Genomic DNA, 22314 nt, shown 5'->3' on the forward strand with positions numbered 1-22314 from the left:
ATCACTTAGAATGTTTTCAAGTTGAAAGGGGCTTATGAATGAAACAGTCGCTGTTGAAAGAAATTCATGATTTTACTTTATTTGGTGAACATGCAGATCATTTTGAATACTTAGCAAGTGGAAAAGATGGTGATGTTTATGCTAGAGACAATTATGTAATAAAAGTATTTAAGGAAGATGGAAAAAGTCGAGATGACGGAATGAAACTTCACCTTCTAAAGCGGAGTATATACTATCCAAAAGTCCATGCATTTACGAATGATTTTATGGTAAGTGATCGAATATTTGGGGAAACTTTTTATCAATTAGATGGACACAGTAAAAATTTGTGTAAACAATATGAAACTGAAATTAATCAAGCGATCTTTGATGCTCAAAATGCAGGTTTAAATGCATTCGACTTACATAATCATAATTTAATGTTATCAAATGATGGCGAAGTTCGAATTGTAGACGTAGGACGATTTTCTCTTGAAGAAGAAACTCTCCAGCTAGGCATTTTTAAATCTTTATTTGGAAGTTCCCATCGACGTAACCGAAAACATAAAAGACGTCATGACCACTCATCGTCAAGGCATCATTACAGACATTCTTCATCGTCCAGACGCCACCATCGTAGACATTCAAGTTCATATAGCTCATACTCTTCGTAAATAAAAATCCACCTTTCTACGTAAAGGTGGATTTTCAGAGTGTTGAAATATAAAATGGTCAAAAGAGAAATCGGACATTAAATGAACAGTTATTTTATGATGAAATTATTGATGAATGTTTTAAGAATGGAATATGTTAATATGTTTGACCATTTTCATGATTCCAATAACTCTAATGATGATTTTTTCAGAAGTTAAATTATGAGCTAATTTTTAGAAAAACAATTTAAATATTGATTAGTTTGATTAATGTTCGATATTAATTGACCTACAAGCAGATTAATATACTACAGTTAGGTTACTCTAAGTAAAGGCAATTTGATTATGGTTTATTGTAGACTTTTTTTGATTGAATAAGTTGATTGGAACTAAAGGGGTGCTCGACTCCTATGGGATTAGCGGGAAGGCTGAGACCCCACAGGCTTGCCGAGGAGGCTAAAGAATCTCGCCCCATGGAAAGCGAGAATCCTGTAGTGGAAATCAACATCACTCTACTCCTTTTACGAAAATTTGGTATTTTAATTGACAAGGTTGTTTTTCATCAGCGTAAAAATCCACCTTTCTACTAAGGTGGATTTTTTGTCAATTGCATAAGTTAATACCGAATGGAAAAACTAACCAATAATATTAATTGTATTATTGGAGGGCAAAATGTATAAATCAATCGTATCGTTTATGCTTTTAATAGTTCTTGGTTTTTCCTTCGATCATTATATGGTGGCAGAGGCAAGTGTATTTACAAAAGAAATGCTAAAAAAAGAAATTGAGAATTACGGAGAAAAAGTAACTAACAAAATCCCGGCATCGTATAGTAAAGAAGATGCGCTAAAAAATGGAGATATATTAATAATAGGAAGAACAACTAACCATAATGTACGGATTCAAAAATTTATTAATAATGTAAAAAATAAGAAGCCTGACTTTATTCGATTTGTTGAATTTACTTCAAAGGGTGATCCAGTGATTACCGAATACCAATATAATGGAAAATTAATATACTATCGATTTGATAGTTCAAGGGATCGAACAGACCGATATCGAAAAGGTACATTTGCGATGAGTAAATTTGTTACAGGACCAAAAGTATTAGAAGACTATTGCCAAAAGTTGGTCGTAAATTCAAATACTTCATATTTAACAAATTGTTATCATTTTGATAAGGTGGAATTTTAATTTTAAATTTAAAAAAACGTCGGTTAAAAAATCGGCGTTTTTTGTGTTTTAGTTAATAATAGTAAATGAAATTTCATTCACCGTAATTTATATACAAAAGAATTTTACTACTTTAAATTCAAGATTATTAATAAAACTGAATCAACAGCAATTCAATCACAAAAATTTCACGTACCGTAATATATTCCTTAAATTATTTCTTTTAACGATAAGATGGACAAAAAGTTCCAAACTAAACTATAATTTTTACATATAACTAATAAAACCACTGTGAAAATCTGGAAATAAAAATGATTCACCAAAGGAGTAAATAAAATGACAGAAAATATAGTTCAAAATAAGAAAACTGAGTTAATAAAATACATACCTCCAAAAGGAGAATTTACAAGATTTTTGTCTGATGAGGATTATTTAGAAAAAGGACGATCTTGGGGTTTATTTAATAAAAATCCAAAACATGATTTTTTATTCAAAGGTCAAGACTTTCAAGTAAATGTAAAGCTTGTTGGCTATGAAACTTATGGGGTTACAGATGAGTATCATACAATAATTATTGAATTTGAAGATGGCAATTTAACATGTATTCATCCTGCTTATTTAAAAGAAATGCAATCTCCAAGCTTTAAGAAAGTATACACAGTTGGTGAAAGTGATACGAAGAATAGTGAAGAGAAGAAATCAGAATCAGATACAGTAACAAAGTCAAAAGAAAGTACTTCTAAAGCAACTACAAAGAAAAAAGTTGAAAAGAAAGAGGAAGTTTCAATTACACTACCAACTGATAAATCACATTTTAACGGCACGATTAAAGAATTTAGTACAAAATATAATCATTTTAATGATAGTGAAGAAGAGATTGTAATTTGGGAAAACGTGGCCGTCAAAGGAGACCAGGATTTAGTAATTGGAAATGCTTGGTGTTCATTAAGCAAAACTTTAAAAACAGCTGAATTAGAAGTAGGTAAATCTTATCAATTTGATGGGAAAGTAGTTGATAAGAAACTAAACAAAGAAGTTAAATATAAACTAAATAACCCTTCAAAAGTTGTTGAGATTTAAATTTAGATCAAGAATAGAAGTTTCAAATTTACTTGCGAATTGAAAAAAGCTAACTAGTTCAGTTAGCTTTTTAAGAGTGTTGTAATATAAAATTGTCAGTTGGGAAAACGAACTTTAAATGAACATTTATTTAAAGATGAAATTATCATTTTTGGATAATCTATTTATAGTTTTAAATGTTAAACTGTTTTTCCACCATTTCTAGTAATGTTTTTTCATAGGTTAAAAATTTATGAGTTAATTTTATAGAAAAACAAATACAATTGATTAGTTTAAATTAATTTCGATCTTAATTTACCTACAAACTGATTAATAAGCTTTTAAGTTACTAAAAGTAAAGGCTATTTGATTAAGTTTTTTTGTATACTTTTTTTGATGAATGAGTTGATTGGAACGGAGGGGTGCTCGACTCCTATGGGATATGCGGGAAGCCTGAGACCCCGCAGGCTCGCCGAGGAGGCTCAGGTCTCGCCCCATGGAAAGCGAGCATCCTGTAGTGGAAATCAACAACACCCTTCTCCTTTACGAAAATTTGGTAATTAATTGACAAAGTTATTATCCAACAGCGTGAAAGAAGCTAATAAATACAGTTAGTTTTTTTATTTCTCAAATTTCATCTTTTATTATCAAATCTATGCTAAATGGTTACATGTTTTTGTTCTTTTAGACAAATAATTTAATAAAACACAATACCTATATATTTAGAGTATAATCCTGAAAATTGGTAATTTAAGTCTTGTATTACTACTTTTTACTAATCATAAAAAGAAGTTTAGTATCTTAATACACTTATTTAAGGGGGCGTATTTGTTGAAAAGAAAAAAAATTGTAATAACATTTCTTACTTTTGCATTAGCAGGTTCTTTGTTTTCAAATACAGCACTTGCAAAAGAAGATAAAGTTAATACTTATGAAAAGATTGATCTAGTTGGTCTTGGAGATTCCATAACATTTGGTTTCAATCTAGGCACTAATAATAATATACCATCAAACTATGCGTTCCCATTTCTAATTGGTGAAAACGCAAACCTTGAAGTTCGTGATTTAGGCGTTCCAGGTTGGACGACAGCTAATCTTTTACAAGCAATAAAATATGATATCAACTTCAGACAATCAATAAGACATGCAGACTATATTACTTTGGATATAGGAAATAATGATTTGTTACATACTTTGAAAAAAAGTAATCATTTAGAACAACTTCCAGTTAAAATTGCTTCAATGATGCCAAAATTAACAGGAAATTTAAATGAAATAATTAAGGAAATTCGTGAACTTAGTGATGCTACGATTGTTTTGTACAATTTTTATAATCCATTTCAAGTAAATAATCAACCGATGCATAAACTTTCAAATCAAATATTATCTTTCATCATTAATCCTAAAATTGCTAGCATTGCAGATAAATACAAAAATGTAAAAATAGCTGATGCTTTTTCTGCGTTTGATGAAAAACAAGCAACGTATGTTAGACAGGGAGATATACATCCAACTAAAGATGGACAAACTGTACTAGCTAATATTGGAAAGAACGCGCTAGGTATAAAAAAATAAAAATTTTGTATTAAGTTTATATTTTTCAATTTAACTTACTTAAATTTATCGATTAACCATTGATTATGGTTAATCTTTTTTTATTGTAGTTATTATTTATGTTAATTAATTTTGTATGGAGACATAACACATTCATCATAGAACTATATATTAATATTTACTAAAAAAATGCCGTTTGGATTATGAATCAGTGATTTTATATTTAGGAGTGATCTAATGGAAAGTATCCATGAGATACTAAATGAAATTACATCAGCTAAAGAGGGTGATGTATTAGCGACTATTATTCATGTAGAAGGCTCAGCATACCGGAAAGAAGGAGCTTCTATGTTATTTAAGGGAAATGGGAAAGAGGTTGGCTTACTAAGTACCGGTTGCCTTGAAGCAGATTTGTCATATCGAGTTCAAGAAACAAGAGTAAGAAAAACACCTCAAACTGTTACCTATGACATGAGTGCAGAGGATGATTTAACATGGGGAAATGGAGCAGGGTGTAACGGAATTATTACTGTGCTTTTAGAGCCAATTGATGAAAGTATGTTTAATTTACTAACTAAATTAAAAAGATTCTTATTAAATGGTATGAGTGTATCGATGATGAAAATTTTATTTGATGATCGTAATGAAGTTGAAACTTTATTCCTCGTGGATGAACAGACCTTTTTTGGAAATTGTAATGAAAGAAAATTAGATCAGGTTAAAAGTGCTCTTAATGAATTACATTATACTAATCAAAAAAGTGGGTTACGAATGATTAAACCGCTTAAAACTAATACGTATCTACATACTTTTTATCCAAAGCCTCGATTATTCGTGTTCGGAGCAGGTAAAGATGCGATTCCTTTAGTAAAACTTGCATCTTTAGCAGGATTCTTTGTAACGATAACCGATTGGCGTGCAGATCTTTGCTCTAAAGAATACTTTCCAGACGCAGATCAAATTCTTGTGGGCTTTCCGAGCGAAATCATACCAAGACTTCAATTGACTGCTTCTGATTCTGCTATAATCATTACCCATCAATTCCAAAAAGACAAGGAAATAGTAAATCATATTTTAAATATTCATCTTAAGTATTTAGGAGTTCTAGGTGGAAAAAAACGAATACAACGACTTTTGGAAGGTAAAAAAGTAGATACAGAAATAAACAGTCCAGCTGGCCTGCAAATTGGTGCTGAAGGCCCAGAAGAGATTGCAATCAGTATTGTTGGTGAATTAATTCAACGACAAAGAATAAAGAAGATATCTAAGTATGAAGAATAGTAGAATCGTTGCAATTTTACTTGCTGCAGGTAGTAGTAAAAGAATGGGACAGAATAAAATGTCACTTCCATTAGGTAATTCTACAATTGGAAGTATCGGTTTACGTACATTTATCAATTCTAATATTGACCATGTTTTTGTCGTAACAAAAGAAGATGATTCACTAAATTGGATTAGCAAAGATCTTTTTCAAGAACCTTATAAAGATTTATGGACACATGTTCCATGCGCAAGTGCTAACAAGGGACAATCATATTCTCTAAAATGTGGTGTAACTCAAACCCTAGAATCAAAGCCTTTAGGGATCATGATCCTCCTAGCAGACCAACCTTTTTTATCAATCCAAACGATTAATGAATTACATCAAATTTATTTAAATCGTGTTAGTGAGAATTCAACAATTCCTTTTTTAGCAGCAAGCTTCCAAGGCGTTCCTAGACCCCCTATTATCCTATCGCTAAATACGATACCTGAGTTATTCATGTTAAATGGAGATGAAGGAGCAAGAGCAATTATTCAGAATCATACTAATCTAGAAGATTTTTTAGTTGAATTTGAGAATAAGTGGGATTTTTTCGATATCGATACAAAAGAGGCGTATGATGTAGCGAAAGGAGTTGATTTTATTTGTGATTAGAAAAGGAGATGAGACCCTTAATAAGCAAGCCGTTTGGTTTCCAGATACACTTGAGAAAACATACAAATTAAAGCGGCAATATTATTATAATTCATGCCTTATTGCGGGAGGAACTCTTTTACAAACTGAATGGGAAAAGGGAATTCAGTGTCCGGAAAATATAATAAGTATAGAAAACATTAAAGAATTGAAGGAAATTGAATTAGTGACAAAATATGGGCAATCTTTTATCCAAATTGGAGCTTTAACAACTTTAGATTGTTGTAGGAATAATCCAATCTTCCTTGAAAATGTCCCAATCTTAGTGGAAGCTGTTCGCAATATTGCATCTCCAGCCATTCGTAACAGAGCAACAATCGGGGGGAATGTTGCAAATGGATATGGTGATGTCATTCCGGCATTATTAGTATTGGATGCAAGTCTGTTATTGTATGATGGAGACAAAATTAAAGTAAAAAAATTAACAGAATGTATAAAAGAAAAGAACTTTTTATTAAATTCTATCCTCGTGAGTATTACTATTCCTGTTCAAAAAAAGAAAACTAGTGAAAATTATTTCTATAAAAAAATAGGATTAAGAGAGAATTTTTGTCAAAGTATAGTGAGTATCTGCGGTTATTTCAAAACCGGCAAAAAAAAGGTAATCGAAAAAGTTCACTTAGCAGTTAGTGGTAGCTCTTTTTTGCCCCAAAGGTTAAATCGTACAGAAGAGCTTATTAAAGAGTTACTCCTTCCACCATTTCAATTCAATGAAATAGCTCAGTCAATCAAAAAGGAATTCAATCCTCCTTCTGATCATTTTTCATCTTCGAACTATAAACAGGACATTACAATTAATATTATAGTTTCCGAGATTGCTAAACTAAGTAGTAAATGAGAGGTGATTGAATGCGTAAAGATTTGACCCCTACCAATAAGGAAAGAAGAATTCGTCCTGATGGTTTAAACAAGGTGACCGGAAATCTGAAATATCTTACGGACCTTTCCTTTCCAAAAATGTTATATGCGAAAGTATTAAGAAGTACAGAGCCACATGCTGAAATCTTATCTATTTCAATTGAAGAAGCTGAAAAAATTTCGGGTGTTAAAGCTATTGTTACTTATAAGGATATTCCAGGTTTAAATGGTTTTGGTCTGATCGTTCCTGACCAACCTGTTTTTTGTAAAGACCGGGTAAGGTATATCGGTGATGCAATTGCAGCAATCGCCGCTGATTCAGAAGAAATCGCTGAAAAGGCATTAAAGTTGATAAAAGTGGAATATAGAAAGCTACCTGTTATTGATAGCCCTGAAATGGCCCTTCGCCTTGATGCTCCTAAATTACATGAACAAGGAAATATTTTACATCAGTCTAAATATCAAAAAGGTGATGTTGACGAGGGGTTTCGAGAATGTAGTACGATTATTGAAGAAACATATGAGTTACCTAGGCAAATGCATGCATATATGGAAACAGAAGGTGGAGTAATTGTCCCTGAAATAAATGGGGATTTAACGGTGTATGTTGGAACACAGCATGGTTTTAAAGATCGATTTCAATTGGCCAGGATTCTAAATATGCCAGAAGAAACAATTCGAATTATCTCTAGCCCAATGGGTGGTTCATTTGGAGGGAAAGATGAATTAAATATTCAACCATACGGTGCATTGTTAGCTCTAAAAACTAAATGTCCAATAAAAATTCACCAAAGTAGAAGCGAATCTGTTAAGTCTGGATTAAAACGACATCCAATGAAAATTACAATGAAAACAGGTGTAAACGCAATTGGAGAAATTAAAGCACATAAAGTAAAAATTATTGCTGATACAGGTGCATACGCAACATTAGGTCCTGCAGTATTAGATTTTGCTATTGAACATGCATCAGGACCTTATATCATATCTAATATTGAAATTGAAGGGTGTTCAGTATTTACAAATAATGGAGTTGCTGGTGAATTTAGAGGATTTGGAGGAAATCAAATTACGTTTGCTCTTGAGGGTCAAATCGAACGAATTGCTGAAAAGCTTAATATGGATCCAATCGAATTTCGTTTAATAAATCTAAGAAAAACAAATGATTTAGGCCCATTAGGTCAAAAAATCGTACCAACAAACAGTGCTTATGATGTATTAAATCGAATATGTAATACACCTCTATTAAATAAAAATGAGCATAATCAGAATTGGAAGGTTTATGGAAAAGGTATTGCGATCACAATGCATGGTGGGGGACTTGGGGTCGACAGAATAGACCCAGCGGGAGGTCGGTTATCGTTTACTCGAAAAGGTAAAATAGAAGCAGCTTTTGGATTTGAAGAATGTGGTCAAGGTATTCTAGCTGTAATTGAAACATTATTAATCGATGAATTTAATTGTTCTGAACAAGATATTAATATTATTATAGGTGATACTGAATTGGTGCCAATTAGTGGTTCTTCTACAGCATCGAGAGCTACAAGCATGGTGTGGCATTCTTTAAAAAGAATGGAAGCTTCATTTAAGATCCAAGTTCTTGAACTAGCTCAAAAGGTTACTAGATTACCGATTAACTTTCTTGAAATGGGACCTAAAGGGATTTGGCTAAAAGTTAACGATAGAGAAGAAAAATTTATTATGACGTATAAAGAGCTTGCTCAAAAATTGCCTCAAAAACAAGATATAATCGTTCAGACATCTTTTGATTTTCCGATAAGTCCTGATGCTACTGTTGGAGGTAGTCACTATCTTTATTCTTTCGCATCCGTTTTGGCACAAGTAGAAGTAGACCTTTTGACTGGAAAAACCAAGATCATTGGATTAGACCAAGTAGTTGCTGCTGGTCCAGTTGTCAATCTTTTAGGTTATAAAGGTCAAATCGAGGGTGGAGGTGTTATGGCATTAGGGTATACATTGATGGAAGATTCGATAATGGAAAAAGGTAAATACATTTCTGATAACTTTGATACGTATTTAATACCAACAATTTGTGATGTTCCATCTAAATTAAATGTAGTCCCAATAGAAAATCTTGTTGAAGAAGATTCATTTGGACCTAGAGGAGTTGGAGAAATCGGAACAGTTGCTGTTGCTCCTGCAATTGCTAGGGCAATTTTCGACGCGACAGGATGTTGGATCAATAAATTACCAATTTCCCCAGAATATTTATTGCAATTAATAAATTCAAGGAGATGAGCTAATGGGTATGAATAAATATGATCAAGATCAACCTATTCATTTACTTGAACTAAATTTAAAAATAAATAATAAGGAAAAGCAATTATATGTTTCACCTACCAAACGTCTAATTGACATTTTAAGAGATGAATTAAAACTGACGGGAACTAAAATCTCATGTGAAATTGGTCGGTGTGGGGCATGTGCGGTTCATATGGATAATAAATTAGTTAATTCTTGTCTGATGATGGCCTATCAAGTAAATAATACATCAATTTGTACAATTGAAGGAATAGCAGAAAAAGGGCTCCACCCGATTCAATTATCTTTCTTAGAAGAGGGCGGATATCAATGTGGATATTGCACTCCAGGTATGATAATGGCTGTAAAAGCGCTTCTTGATACAAATTCAAATCCTACAGATGAAGAAATAAATGAAGCTTTATCAGGTAATTTATGTAGATGTACAGGATACACAGGAATAAAACGGTCGATCCAAAAAGCAATTAAACTCATTAATAAGAATGATAGTTAAATTCTTTTAAAGTAAAAAAATTATACTCATTTAAAACTTTTCCTTCTATAATTCACCTATTGTTCATAGGGAAAATATGAGGGGATTTTTTGTGTTTTGAGCTATTTTAAATTTCCATTTGGTGCATTTGTTGTTTTTTGCATTTTTAAAATAATAAGTAACCGGGTGCTCAATAATAATTTTTATATATTGTTCTATTTATATTGTTTACTAATGATCATAATAAAGAGAACCTCAAAAGGGTGGATTTTTTCCTGGATTTAGTATAAAGAAAGAAGTAAAAAGAGTATCTTTTAAGTAATGTAATGAAATTATAAATTTAATTTTGTTTGTATCTAACTGAATAATGGGATAAGTGTTTATTTCTGAAAATTCAGAAATATGATATTCTAAAATAAACTGGTTAGATTTTTTATTAGTCATCAAAAAAGGAAGGGGTATGATGACTTTGGTTTCAAATAGTAATTTATCATTAAATAAAGAAAATCAATTAATTAATCATGTTGACCTACATGAAGTTTTTAATAACATGGCGGAAGGATGTTACTATTTAAATTCGAAAATGGAATTTGTTTTTATAAATAAGGCTGCTGAAGCGATGATTGAAAAGCCCAAAAAGGAGTTAATCGGCGTTTGTATGTGGAATGCATTACCTAATTATGTGAATACAGATGTTTATCACTATTACAATAAGGCCTATAATGAACAAAAAATCCAGTCATTTGAAACAATAACGGAGTATTCACTTATTCCATATGAAATTAAGGTGATACCCGATCAGAATGGGATACTAGCTATTTTTAGTAATATATCTGAGAGATGAAAAACTAAAAATAATAGGAGAAATGGCTGCTGGTGTAGCGCACGAAATTAGAAATCCTCTTACTACAGTAAAGGGATTTTTACAATTAGGATTACAAAATAAAGACTTTGAAAGCTATAGTCAAATATTTGAATTAATGATCGATGAAATTAATCGGGTAAATGCAATTATTACTGAATTTCTCGATATTGCAAAGAAAAGGCCTAACAAGCTTGAAGAACATAATTTAAATCAAATAATAAATACTTTATATCCATTTCTTGAAACTAGAGCATTAAAAGAGGACAAACTCATTATAAGAGAGCTAAATGAAATTCCTAATTTAATCATTGATCAAAATGAAATCCGACAGCTACTTTTAAATATGGTTAGTAATTCCTTAGATGCAATGGATGTTAGAAAAATTGTAAAAATACATACTTATATTGAAGACGATAAAATTGTTATGTCAATTAATGATGAAGGAACTGGGATTCCACCTGAAATAATCGAGAGAATTTCCACACCATTTGTCACATCAAAAGAAAATGGAACTGGATTGGGATTAGCAATTTGTTATGCGATTGCAAAGCGAAATAACGCAACCATTGATTTTACAACTAGTGACAATGGTACGAATTTTAATATTAGATTTAATAGATGAGTGCTTTTCGTTAAAAATAATTTTGTTAAAATTAAATATAAATTAATAGCTTTTTTCGCATAATAAGTTGCTATAAGTAATTATAAATTTATATATAATTTGGAGATAATTGATGACGGCAACGATTCGGCAAATAACGTAATTGTTGCCATTACACTTTTTAGTATTAACTAATTGTTTCATGCTCCATGATATCTCAAATGCAACTTTGTGAATTTTATCACAAGAAAATACATAATATCGAGAATTAATCCTAAACTTTATATGTTAAATTTAACTTGTGAAAATCATAACAAATATAAAGGTGGTAATCTTATGTTCTTAGTAATCGGATTTTGTGCAATGCTATTATTTTATTTAGTCGCAATCACAACATTAGTTATTTTAACATATAGACAAGGACCACAAGATTGTATAATGGAAGACATCAGAAATTAGCACGTAAGTAAATTTTTAAAGTTAATCTAAAGTTCATTAAATGGGGTGCCTAAAAATTCGGTGTAACTGAAATTTCGGCACCCCTTATTTATTGATTAACAGGAACTTAAAAAGATACAATTAATACATAAATAAAATTTGATTAAGACTAACAAAGTCTAACATATTTCATACTTTAAATAGAAGAACTTCTATTGGGCTACCAGACAAAAGGAGTGTGCAAGATGGAACGGAAAAAAATAAATAAGCTTTTAATTTGGATGTTAATTTTGTCTCCGTTTTTATTCTTCCTAATACCGATATTAGTCGGTTTAATTTTAACGCATCCATTTAGACGAAAAACCGAACAAACCCCTGCCGATTACAATTTGCAATTTGAAGAGGTTGAATTTAAGAGTAATCTTGATCAAGTTGTGCTAAGAGGATGGTGGATACCAGCAAAAAATTCAACATCTAAAACTGTTATAACTGCACACGGGTATACAGATGAACGAAGTCAAAAAAAGATTAATGGTCTTCGAATTGTCCAATCAATCCATGATCAAGGGTATAATGTATTGATGTTTGACTTCCGTAATAGTGGAAAATCAGGTGGACGAACAACAGGAATTGGATATTATGAGCAGCATGATTTATCGTCGGCAGTCGAATATGTGATTAATCAACGAAATCAACTTGAAATTGTTTTGCTTGGATGGAGTATGGGTGGTGCGACATGTTTATTAGTTGGCAGTCTTCATCCGCAAATTAAAGGAGTTATTGCAGATAGCCCATTTCATGATTTACAAACTTATTTGGAAGATAATTTAAGTGTTTGGTCAAAATTACCTAAAAAACCGTTTACTTCAATCATTTTACGTTCGATGAAACACCTATTAAAGATTGATCCAAAAGAAGTGTCTCCAGTCATATCAGTTCAAAAAGGAAATTCTACAAATTATTTATTAATTCATGGAAAAAATGATTTGAAAGTACCATTCAGTAGTAGTGAAATGATTTATGAACAAATCCCTAATGAAAACGAAAAAACATTATGGCTAACAGAACATGGACATATTACAACATTTATTGAAGAACCTGAACCATATATGAAGAGAGTAATTGATTTTATTGAAAAGACGTTTTCGTCTAATGCAAATTAAATAACTAATTAGATTTTGTAAAACAGATGAACCTTAAAGAGCGGTTTATCTGTTTTTTTATTTGAGGAAGATATTCTTCAGTACATGTACATGAAAGTAGAGCGTGTAGAAAATACTATTATTACTAAATTGGTTTAAATAAAAAGTATAATTTTTGCCCCAAAAAGCTCTATTTTACTAAAAAGGCAGGCGAACTAAGATGGCAAATGAATATCGTTCGCGAGAAGAACGTAAACGGCTGGAAAAGCCTTCTAAAATTTCCAATAAGTCTGAAGGCTTATGGAAAAAAATTACTGTAACATTATTATCAATCGTAATTGTTTTCATACTGATTGGTGTAGGAATATTTTCATATTTAGTTAGCGGAGCACCCGCACTAGATGAATCAAAACTTAAAGTACCGCTATCTTCGACTATTGTCGATAAGGATGGCAAAGTAGTAGCCGAATTAGGTAGAGAACAACGAACAAAAGTGTCCTACAATGAAATTCCAAAGGTTGTAGAGGACGCATTTATTGCCACTGAAGATGTGCGGTTTTATAAACATAAAGGCGTAGACATTCGACGGGTATTTGGTGCAGTTTTAGCCAATATTACTGGAGGTTTTGGATCACAAGGTGGAAGTACAATCACCCAGCAAGTAGTAAAAAACTCATTTTTATCTTCTCAAAAAACAATTAAGCGTAAAGTTCAGGAAATGTACTTAGCATTTAAATTAGAACAAAGATACTCTAAACATCAAATATTAGAAATGTATTTAAATAAAGTTTACTTTTCAAATGGTCTTAAAGGGCGAGGAGTATATGGGGTAGCTAAAGCTTGTGAAACTTATTTTAGTAAAGATTTATCTAAAATTACATTGCCAGAAGCAGCAACTTTAGCAGGTATGGTGAAGGCCCCAAATAGCTATAATCCTGCAAAGCACCCTACACAGTCACAAAATCGTAGAAATACGGTTTTAAGTCAAATGAAAAAATATGGTTATATTACAGAGGAACAATATACAACTGCAAAAGCAATACCAATGAAATCATTAGTAAAGGTACATGAATCTGGTGGTACAAAATACAATTCATTTATCGATGTAGTCGTAAACGAAGTAGAAAAAAACAGTGATGCAAATGTTTATACAGATGGGCTAACGATTGAAACTACATTAGATCCTAAAGCTCAAGATAAAGCTGATGAAATATTAAGTAGGGGAAAAAGCTTCTATCCGAGTGATGAATTTCAAACTGGCTTTGTATTATTAGATACGAAATCAGGTGAAATTCGAGCAGTAGGTGCTGGTAGAAATACAAGTACTGGTGGTTTAAACTTTGCAACTGATATTAAAAGACAGCCGGGATCTTCGATTAAACCTATACTTGATTACGGTCCAGCTATTCAGTATTTAAAATGGTCAACTTTTCATCAAATTCTTGACGAACCTTATACATATTCTAATGGGACACCTATTAGAAACTGGGATCGCAAATACAAAGGTAATATTTCAATTCGATTAGCATTAGTCGATTCTCGAAATATTCCTGCATTAAAGACTTTCCAGGCTGTAGGAAGTGATCGCTCTAGAGAATTTGGGAATGGTTTAGGGTTTAATTTTTCGAAAAATACATATTATGAATCTTATTCTATTGGAGGATTCACAGGTGTATCAGCAATGGAGATGGCAGGAGCTTATGCTGCATTTGGAAATAGTGGAATTTATAATAAGCCTCACTCCGTTAAAAAAATTATTTATCCTGATAAAACTGAAAAAGTATTTGCAACTGAGCCTAAACAAGTAATGAGTGATTATACTGCATATATGGTAACAGATATGCTTCGCGATGTAGTAAAAACACCACTTGGTACTGGTAAGAGAGCAAATGTACCAGGGCTTGATATGGCAGGTAAAACAGGTACGACAAACTATTCTGATGAAGTAAAACAAAAATACGGATTTCCGGATAACGCAACTCGTGATAGTTGGTTTATAGGATATTCTTCAGATGTTACAATGGCTGTTTGGACTGGGTATGAAAAAAATAAAAAGAATAACTTTCTTGGTAAAGGTTCAACGAATATTGCCAAATACATTGCAAGAGATATGTTAGCTGCAAATGGTGATCGAAACGCAATATTTAGAAAACCTTCATCGGTTGAAGAAATTCGAAATGAATTATACATTCGTGGAGAAAAAGTAGATGATATTCCAAAAGATATTGTGATTGAGTCTGCAAAAAATGTTAAGGCGAATTATGATCCTGTTACAAGTAATATTTCATTAAATTGGACGTATCCTGCAAATCTGCTTCAAAAAACCTCTTTTGAAGTAAGTTATACTGTAAATGGTGCAGCGGGACAAACTCAAAAAATTCAAGGTACAGCAACAAGTATTAATGGAATTGTCCCTGGAGATATTGTAAAAATAGCGATTGTTGCTATGAGTGCTGAAGGTAAGAGTGGACCTGTTACAGTTACTGTTGATTTATCTTCACCTGAACAACCAACTACTCCACCTGTAAATGAAGGTGGACAAGGAAATGGAAATGGACAGGGAAATGGAAATGGACAAGGAACTGGAAATGAGCAAGGGAATGGAAACGGGACAGGAGAAGGTACGAAGCCAGGTGATCAAACGCCGGGTACAGGAGGAGCGAATGGAGATAATATTGTAAATCCAATCGTACCTAATCCTAAAAATCCACATTAAATCTAAAATTAAAACGCATTGAGAAATATCAATGCGTTTTTTTAAAGTGATCATGTTAAAGGAGTTTTAAAATGGAAGATAAAATAAGGATTAATATTTTTTTAAAAGAGTCGGATAATCCATACGCTAGTTATTATAGCGAAGACGATTTACACTTAAGCTCTGATTTAGAAGATTTTATATTATCTAAACTACATAGTGCTAAAAGAAAAAATATAGAGCTACTATTTGGTGGTCAAAATAATTTTGATGAACATTCATTAAAAACTGCGACGTTAAACTCTTTTTCTAACCTCATGAAAACTGATGAACGGATTTATGCTAGAAATATTAAAAAGACAATTATTTTATTTGTTTTTGGTATTATTATCGGCATCTTATATTTAAAGCTTCAAAAAAGTCACGCCTATATCGGAGGCATATTAAGCATAGTATGTTGGGTATTTATTTGGTCAGGTACAGAAGTATATTTTTTTGATAATATGCAAATTAAACAAAAGATTAATAAGTGTAAGAACATTCTTAATGCAAATATTTACAAAAAATGAGAATGCTGATGCCCCCGAAAAGTCGGGGGATTAATTTAGCTATTGGACTGGTGGTTAAATAAAGTAAACTACAATTAGCATATTCTTAGGACAAAAAAAGGTTGGGAAAAAATGAAGAGATAGGGTGTCTAACAAGCTTTTAGTACAAACTTAAAGACTGCTTAGCGGTCTTTTTTTTTGTTTAATAAAAAAATCAATTGTAAAAAAATTTAAGCCAAGTCATTAATTATTAAACTAAAAAATCAGAATGATAAATATAAATGAGTAATAGAGCATAAATAGAGTATAGCGGAGGAGTGAAAGATGATAAAGGGATTAAAATTAGTGGGGCTAATCGCTTTCATTACGATTTTGAACGTGATTGTATTTTCTCCAGGTTTAATCGGAATCCAATTAATTAATGCGAGTGCATTTCAAACTGCATTTGGGATATCGTTCATAATAGCGAATTTGTTAGTACTTCTATTTAGTATGTTTCAACTATATTTCAAGCCTGTTAAAGATAAGCCAATTAAACAGCTAAAAACAAATGAAGATTTCGTTCTTGCTTTAAGTCGGTATAAAAATAGTAAAGTACTAAAAGAAGATATTATTACTTCAATTGAGCAAATCGAACGAATGAAAAAGAAAAAAGGCGTATTTTATAACTTATTAGCAGATCGATTTTCTCCAACCGAAATTACATACAACAAGTTTGCATCTGTTGTGGACGAGGTTGAAACATTATTTTATTTAAGAATAAGAAACATCATAAACAAGATTAGTACTTTTGATGAACTTGAATATAAAAAAATAAAGGGGAAAGATGGATTACGGTACTCAAAGTCATTAATTCAAGAGAAAACAAATCTTTTTAATGAATACATTAAATTCGTAAAAAGAGCAATTGAAATGAATGAAGAGATTCTTGTTAATATTGATAAATTAATTTTAGAAATTTCAAGACTTGATGAAATCGGAATCGATGATATTGAAAAAATGGAATGTATGAAAGAAATCGATTCGTTAATTCAACAAACAAAATATTATAGGCAATGAATGAAAGGATGATAACAATGAGGAAGTTTCTTTTTGCATCTATTGCAGTGATCGTTGTAGTTTTTCTTCTTGTCTATATTGGAGTCAATATGACTTCAGGGGATAAGGTTGTGAAAATTACTGATAAAAATAAAAATCAGCAATTAGCTAAAATGATAGAAAAAATAAATATTTCGAAAGCAAAACCAATTAAAGGTCAAATTGACTTAAGTACAGCTGATGTAGCAAGTGAACTCCCCGATATTTCAAAATTTCCTGTATCCGTAGACAATACGACTGAAAGTTTTGTTGAAATTTTTTCATCTACTGAAAAATCAAGTGATGGAAAAAATGGTTGGCTAAATGAGGTCGCAAATAAGTTTAATGATGCAAAATTCAATCTAAACGGTAAGCAAGTATCTGTAAAAATTAGAAACATTGCATCTGGTACTGCAACAGATTTTATTAAAACTGGTAAATATGTTCCTGATGCCTTTACACCTTCAAATGAACTTTGGGGTCAAATGATCACAGCAAGCGGTATTCAAACAAAAACCGTATCCTCGCGTTTAGTTGGGAATGTTCCTGGAATTGTCATTTCAAAAACAAAATATAATGAGTTAATGAAAAAGTACAGTAAAGTCGATCCGAAAACCGTTATCGAAGCGATGACAAAAAATGAACTATCAATGGGATATACTGATCCATTTACTAGTTCAACAGGATTAAATTTTTTAGTTACGACTTTAAATTCTTTTGATTCAAAAGATGTATTAAGCGATACTGCTGTGAGAGGGTTTGAACGCTTTCAAGCAAATGTACCGTTCACTGCATCTACGACTCTACAAATGAGTGATGCAGCAGAATCGGGCGTGCTGGATGCATTTGTCTTAGAATATCAAACATTTGTTAATTCACCAGATTTAAAAAATAGTTACGAGTTTATACCATTTGGAGTGCGTCACGACAGTCCACTTTATGCTTTAGGGAATTTATCAAAAGAGAAAATGGATATTTTGAAAAAATTTGCTGAATTTACTGGTCAAAATAATCTTCAATCACTTGCGAAACAAGATGGGTTTAATGGGTTAAACAATTACAAATCAGAGCTTAAAACGATCGATGGGGATACATTAAGTGCTGCACAGAAGCTTTGGAAAGGAAAGAAAAATACTTCAAATCCAATTGCTGCGGTTTTTGTAGCCGATGTTTCAGGTAGTATGGATGGCAAACCATTAAATGAGCTAAAAGAATCATTACTTAAAGGACAAAAATATTTAGGAAGAGATAATAGTATTGGCTTAATCTCATACTCTGCTGATGTTACGATCAATCTTCCAATTGCAAAATATGATGCAAATCAACAGTCAAAATTTGTTGGTGCAGTATCTAGCCTCGATGCAAGTGGAGATACAGCAACAAACGATGGAATCCTAGTAGCAATTAATATGCTGAAAGATGAAATGAAAAAAAATCCAAATGTAAGACCGCTTATTTTTGTCCTAACCGATGGGGAGACCAATCACGGGAATTCATTAAAAAATGTAAAAGGAATTATAAAAGCATATAAAATTCCAATTTATACGATTGGTTATAACGCCAATATTAAAGCGCTTGAAAGTATCTCCAATATTAACGAAGCTGCGAATATTAATGCAGATTCAGATGACGTAATCTATAAAATTCGTAATCTCTTTAATGTTCAACTTTAATTAGTAGGAGGATTTAAGCATGTCATTTTCTATGCAAGTTGTAAATGAAGAGGAAATCAAAGCAGTAATAGAAGAGCAAGTAAAGCCTGTGCCAGAGGAATTAATGAAATTGAAGGCAACAGCGGATGCAAATGTAGCGATGATTATGGAAATAGACACTGTTTCAAAAGAAACGTTCGAAAAACGAAAGGAAATTCTTCAATCAATCGAATCATTTGGATTACAGACAATGAAATCTTCTTCGAATAAAAATTCTCTTCTTAAGGTTTCACTTGGTCAACTTGCTAAAAGTGGAGACGAAGGAGGGCAAGTTGCAAAAGGATTATCAGAGCTCCAAGTTCAATTAAAAGATTTAGATCCAAGTGTAATTAATTTTGCAAAGTCGGGTTTTTTAGGTAAGTTATTTAATCCTATTCGTTCATATTTTCAAAGATTTGAAAAAGCAGATGTTGCAATCGCAGATATTGTAAAGTCTCTTGATAAGGGGAAAAAAATTCTTGAAAATGATAATACGACATTAGAGCATGAACAATTATCACTTCGTATGCTTTCAAAAACGCTAGAAAAAGAAATCCAACTTGGAACATTAATGGATGAGTCAATTGAAAACCAGATTGAAAAAGCAAAAATTGAAGGGGAAGATCAAGAAAAAATTAAATTCATCTCAGAGGAAGTTCTTTATCCGTTACGACAACGAGTCATGGACCTACAGCAAATGTTAGTTGTCAATCACCAAGGAGATATGTCATATGAAGTTGTTATTCGGAATAATCGTGAATTAATCCGTGGAGTTGAACGTGCAAAAACAGTAACGATTTCCGCACTGAATACAGCTGTAACGGTAGCAAGTGCTCTATATAATCAAAAAATCGTTTTACAAAAAATCACTGCTTTAAATCAAACAACAAATACAATTATTGAAGGTACTTCTAGATTATTAAAGGAGCAAGGAGTTGCAATCCAAAAGCAAGCAATGGAATCAGCGGTATCGGTTGAAACACTAAAAACCTCATTCACAAACGTCATATCAGCATTTGAATCGATTAGTACATTTAAACAAGAAGCTTTGCCAAAAATGCGTCAAACAATTTTACAATTTCAAGAATTAGCTGAAGTCGGTTCACAACAGATTCAAAGACTTGAAAAAGGGGACCGAATCGGATTATAGAAGATACTGGAAAAAGATAAATAAGATGCAAAAAAACTAAGATTGATAGAATCTTAGTTTTTTGCTTTCCCATTTTAACTAGGTTTTTTCGCTCTCATTCGTTTAAGATCTTCTTTTGGCGGAAAACCAAATAATCGAGAATATTCCCTACTGAACTGGGATGGACTCTCATACCCTACTCGGAATGCTACTTCTTGTGCATCTGAAGATTCAGACAGTAATAAAAGTCGCGCTTCCTGCAACCTTAAGTGCTTCTGAAATTGTAGGGGACTCATTGCAGTTACGTCTTTAAAATGTCTATGTAAGGAAGAAACGCTCATATTTGCGATTTCTGCAAGCTCATCAATTCGTAAAGACTTATAAAAATTCGCTTTAATTTGTTCAATAACTTCATTAATTCGATTAATTGTGCTACCTTCGATGGCTATTTGTTGCAATATATTCCCATTCTGTCCACGCAATACTCTATAGAGAATCTCTTTTGTAAAAATAGGTGCAAGAATTGGGATATCTTCAGGTGTTTCCATTAAACGGGCTAATCTAATCACTGCATCTAAAATTGAACCTTCTAACTCGTTGACAAAAATCGCTCGTTTAGCATTTTCCTTTAAATTAGTGGGAATTTTAGTATCAGTTAAAATTTCCAAGATTTGCCCTGGATTAAATTCAAGTTTTAAAGCTAGATATGGAGCGCTTGGTGTAGCTTCAATAACTTGGCCTGTAACTGGTAAATCAACGGATGCTACTAAATAATTTCCAGGTCCATATTTAAAACTTTCATTACCTAGTAATAATTCCTTTTTACCAGAAACAACTATACATAGTGACGGCTTATAGACCCTGTATTTAGGATCAGTAATCGTAGACTCCCGAATGAAAAATAATGAGTTAATTGAGGTCTCGTTAACACCTTCATGACTAGTATTGCGATCAATAATTTGGATTAGTTCGCTTAGATAAGAAACGTTAATTTCAGACATATAGTCCTCCTTACTTTAAAATTTAAAAAATTTTTCATAGGATATGTAATTGTGAGAGGATTAGGCAATCATTGAGGAGGAATGTGTTAACGAACTCTGCTTATTTTAATGCATAATTAAGTATATCAAACATATCTTCAAAACTATAATATTATCATTTCATCGATGAGGAATTAATTTTAAAACCCTTAAGGGAGAGATACTTATGAAACTAATTGCATTAGACCTTGATGGTACAACACTCAACACTAATAAAATAATAAGTGTAGAAACATTAAATTCGATTAAAAAAGCTCAGGCAGCAGGGCATATCGTGATGATTTTATCCGGGCGTTCACCAAGTTCAGTTAATGATGAACTTTCAAAGTATGGCTTAAATTGTCCAGTTGGAGGCCATAACGGAACCGCATTATATGTGAATGGTAAATTAATTGAACTAAATTCGATAGGAAGACCTCAAGTGCAAAAAATTGCCTTAGAAGTTGAGAGAGAAGACTTGCCGTACAATATTTCTACAAACAAGGGAATATATGCCCCAAGTAATTGGCATAAACGATTTGAACAAGTTGTTTCATCTGGGCGTGTTCCTAAAGAATACTTTTCAAACAGACACTTCAAAATGTTTACTACACCTCCAAGTGTATATGGGCATTCGTTTTTTAACAAAGTTCATGAAATAATTGATAATGAGGATTTGACAATCCAAAAGTTTCTTATTTTAACCCTTGAACCAAAACAAATGGAGAGACTTGATAAAAAATTAAGATCCATAGATGAGACTTTTGTTACAAGTGCCTCACCTTTTAATCTTGAGGTTACACATATAAATGGAAATAAAGGGTATGGTTTAAAAGCAATGGCCTCATATTTTAATATTCCAATAGAAAATACAGTAGCTATTGGAGATGAAAAAAATGATCTACCGATGTTAAATATAGCCGGATTATCTATAGCCATGGGGAATGCTGAAGAAGAAGTAAAGCTCTCAAGTGATGTTGTTACATTAAGTAATGATGAAAATGGTGTTGCATATGCATTTCAAAAATATATTTTTAAAGAGTCTAATGTACTATAATAGTAAAGAAATCTAAATACATCTAAATATGCAATATTTTCCTTGGTTAAATGTGTGAGTATATAAC

At 32.0% G+C, this 22314-nt stretch carries 21 protein-coding genes; 20 read left to right on the plus strand and 1 reads right to left on the minus strand.

From position 1 onward, the window contains the following. Positions 1-38 precede the first annotated feature (38 nt). The 19 genes from BM319_RS02650 to BM319_RS02735 all read left to right on the plus strand — a co-directional run bounded on the left by BM319_RS02650 (position 39) and on the right by BM319_RS02735 (position 20192). Positions 39-653: a hypothetical protein gene (locus tag BM319_RS02650; protein WP_091021230.1), complete on the plus strand. Its 615-nt coding sequence runs from the start codon at positions 39-41 to the stop codon at positions 651-653. Between the two features lie 389 nt (positions 654-1042). Further along, on the plus strand, positions 1043-1222 hold the full coding sequence (locus BM319_RS02655; RefSeq protein ID WP_091021231.1) for a hypothetical protein: 180 nt from the start codon (positions 1043-1045) through the stop codon (positions 1220-1222). Positions 1223-1304: 82 nt separating this feature from the next. Next, positions 1305-1826, plus strand: coding sequence for a DUF4362 domain-containing protein (locus BM319_RS02660; RefSeq protein WP_091021232.1), 522 nt, complete (start codon positions 1305-1307; stop codon positions 1824-1826). A 315-nt stretch (positions 1827-2141) separates the two neighbouring features. After that, positions 2142-2885: a hypothetical protein gene (locus tag BM319_RS02665; RefSeq protein ID WP_091021233.1), complete on the plus strand. Its 744-nt coding sequence runs from the start codon at positions 2142-2144 to the stop codon at positions 2883-2885. 810 nt (positions 2886-3695) lie between these two features. Continuing rightward, on the plus strand, positions 3696-4439 hold the full coding sequence (locus tag BM319_RS02670) for an SGNH/GDSL hydrolase family protein (protein WP_286143665.1): 744 nt from the start codon (positions 3696-3698) through the stop codon (positions 4437-4439). Between the two features lie 216 nt (positions 4440-4655). Then, positions 4656-5699: an XdhC family protein gene (locus tag BM319_RS02675; RefSeq protein WP_091021234.1), complete on the plus strand. Its 1044-nt coding sequence runs from the start codon at positions 4656-4658 to the stop codon at positions 5697-5699. Beyond that, positions 5689-6336 carry an NTP transferase domain-containing protein gene (locus tag BM319_RS02680; RefSeq protein WP_091021235.1) on the plus strand — a complete coding sequence of 216 codons (648 nt, stop codon included), beginning with the start codon at positions 5689-5691 and terminating at the stop codon, positions 6334-6336. Before BM319_RS02675 ends, BM319_RS02680 begins: the two co-directional genes overlap by 11 nt. Then, on the plus strand, positions 6329-7213 hold the full coding sequence (locus BM319_RS02685; protein WP_175495536.1) for an FAD binding domain-containing protein: 885 nt from the start codon (positions 6329-6331) through the stop codon (positions 7211-7213). The genes BM319_RS02680 and BM319_RS02685 overlap by 8 nt, the downstream gene beginning before the upstream one ends. 11 nt (positions 7214-7224) lie before the next feature. Next, positions 7225-9489 carry a xanthine dehydrogenase subunit D gene (gene pucD / locus BM319_RS02690; RefSeq protein ID WP_091021237.1) on the plus strand — a complete coding sequence of 755 codons (2265 nt, stop codon included), beginning with the start codon at positions 7225-7227 and terminating at the stop codon, positions 9487-9489. Positions 9490-9499: 10 nt separating this feature from the next. Beyond that, positions 9500-10006 carry a (2Fe-2S)-binding protein gene (locus BM319_RS02695; RefSeq protein ID WP_091021710.1) on the plus strand — a complete coding sequence of 169 codons (507 nt, stop codon included), beginning with the start codon at positions 9500-9502 and terminating at the stop codon, positions 10004-10006. Positions 10007-10448: 442 nt separating this feature from the next. Continuing rightward, the gene (locus tag BM319_RS02700; protein WP_175495537.1) at positions 10449-10829 is read left to right on the plus strand and encodes a PAS domain-containing protein; all 381 of its coding nucleotides are present in this window, start codon (positions 10449-10451) and stop codon (positions 10827-10829) included. 22 nt (positions 10830-10851) lie between these two features. Beyond that, a complete protein-coding gene (locus tag BM319_RS02705) occupies positions 10852-11472 on the plus strand; it encodes an ATP-binding protein (protein ID WP_091021239.1) in 621 nt (206 codons plus the stop codon). Positions 11473-11787: 315 nt separating this feature from the next. Further along, the gene (locus tag BM319_RS24955) at positions 11788-11910 is read left to right on the plus strand and encodes a hypothetical protein (protein WP_286143666.1); all 123 of its coding nucleotides are present in this window, start codon (positions 11788-11790) and stop codon (positions 11908-11910) included. Between the two features lie 224 nt (positions 11911-12134). Next, positions 12135-13052 carry an alpha/beta hydrolase gene (locus tag BM319_RS02710; protein ID WP_091021240.1) on the plus strand — a complete coding sequence of 306 codons (918 nt, stop codon included), beginning with the start codon at positions 12135-12137 and terminating at the stop codon, positions 13050-13052. A gap of 199 nt (positions 13053-13251) precedes the next feature. Then, positions 13252-15747, plus strand: a complete 2496-nt coding sequence (locus tag BM319_RS02715; RefSeq protein WP_069032203.1) for a transglycosylase domain-containing protein — start codon at positions 13252-13254, stop codon at positions 15745-15747. Positions 15748-15818: 71 nt separating this feature from the next. Further along, on the plus strand, positions 15819-16295 hold the full coding sequence (locus BM319_RS02720) for a hypothetical protein (RefSeq protein WP_069032204.1): 477 nt from the start codon (positions 15819-15821) through the stop codon (positions 16293-16295). A gap of 303 nt (positions 16296-16598) precedes the next feature. Beyond that, positions 16599-17333 carry a hypothetical protein gene (locus BM319_RS02725; protein ID WP_069032205.1) on the plus strand — a complete coding sequence of 245 codons (735 nt, stop codon included), beginning with the start codon at positions 16599-16601 and terminating at the stop codon, positions 17331-17333. Between the two features lie 8 nt (positions 17334-17341). Beyond that, positions 17342-19024 carry a vWA domain-containing protein gene (locus BM319_RS02730; RefSeq protein WP_091021241.1) on the plus strand — a complete coding sequence of 561 codons (1683 nt, stop codon included), beginning with the start codon at positions 17342-17344 and terminating at the stop codon, positions 19022-19024. A gap of 19 nt (positions 19025-19043) precedes the next feature. Further along, a complete protein-coding gene (locus BM319_RS02735; protein WP_091021242.1) occupies positions 19044-20192 on the plus strand; it encodes a toxic anion resistance protein in 1149 nt (382 codons plus the stop codon). A gap of 74 nt (positions 20193-20266) precedes the next feature. On the opposite strand, the gene BM319_RS02740 is transcribed toward BM319_RS02735, so the two are convergent. After that, a complete protein-coding gene (locus tag BM319_RS02740) occupies positions 20267-21172 on the minus strand; it encodes an AraC family transcriptional regulator (protein ID WP_091021243.1) in 906 nt (301 codons plus the stop codon). A gap of 205 nt (positions 21173-21377) precedes the next feature. Between BM319_RS02740 and BM319_RS02745 the strand changes: the two genes are divergently transcribed. Then, on the plus strand, positions 21378-22247 hold the full coding sequence (locus tag BM319_RS02745; RefSeq protein ID WP_091021244.1) for a Cof-type HAD-IIB family hydrolase: 870 nt from the start codon (positions 21378-21380) through the stop codon (positions 22245-22247). Positions 22248-22314: the final 67 nt, after the last annotated feature.

This window comes from Bacillus sp. UNCCL81 (assembly GCF_900112535.1).
In the GTDB taxonomy this organism is placed as follows: domain Bacteria; phylum Bacillota; class Bacilli; order Bacillales; family Bacillaceae_G; genus Gottfriedia; species Gottfriedia luciferensis_B.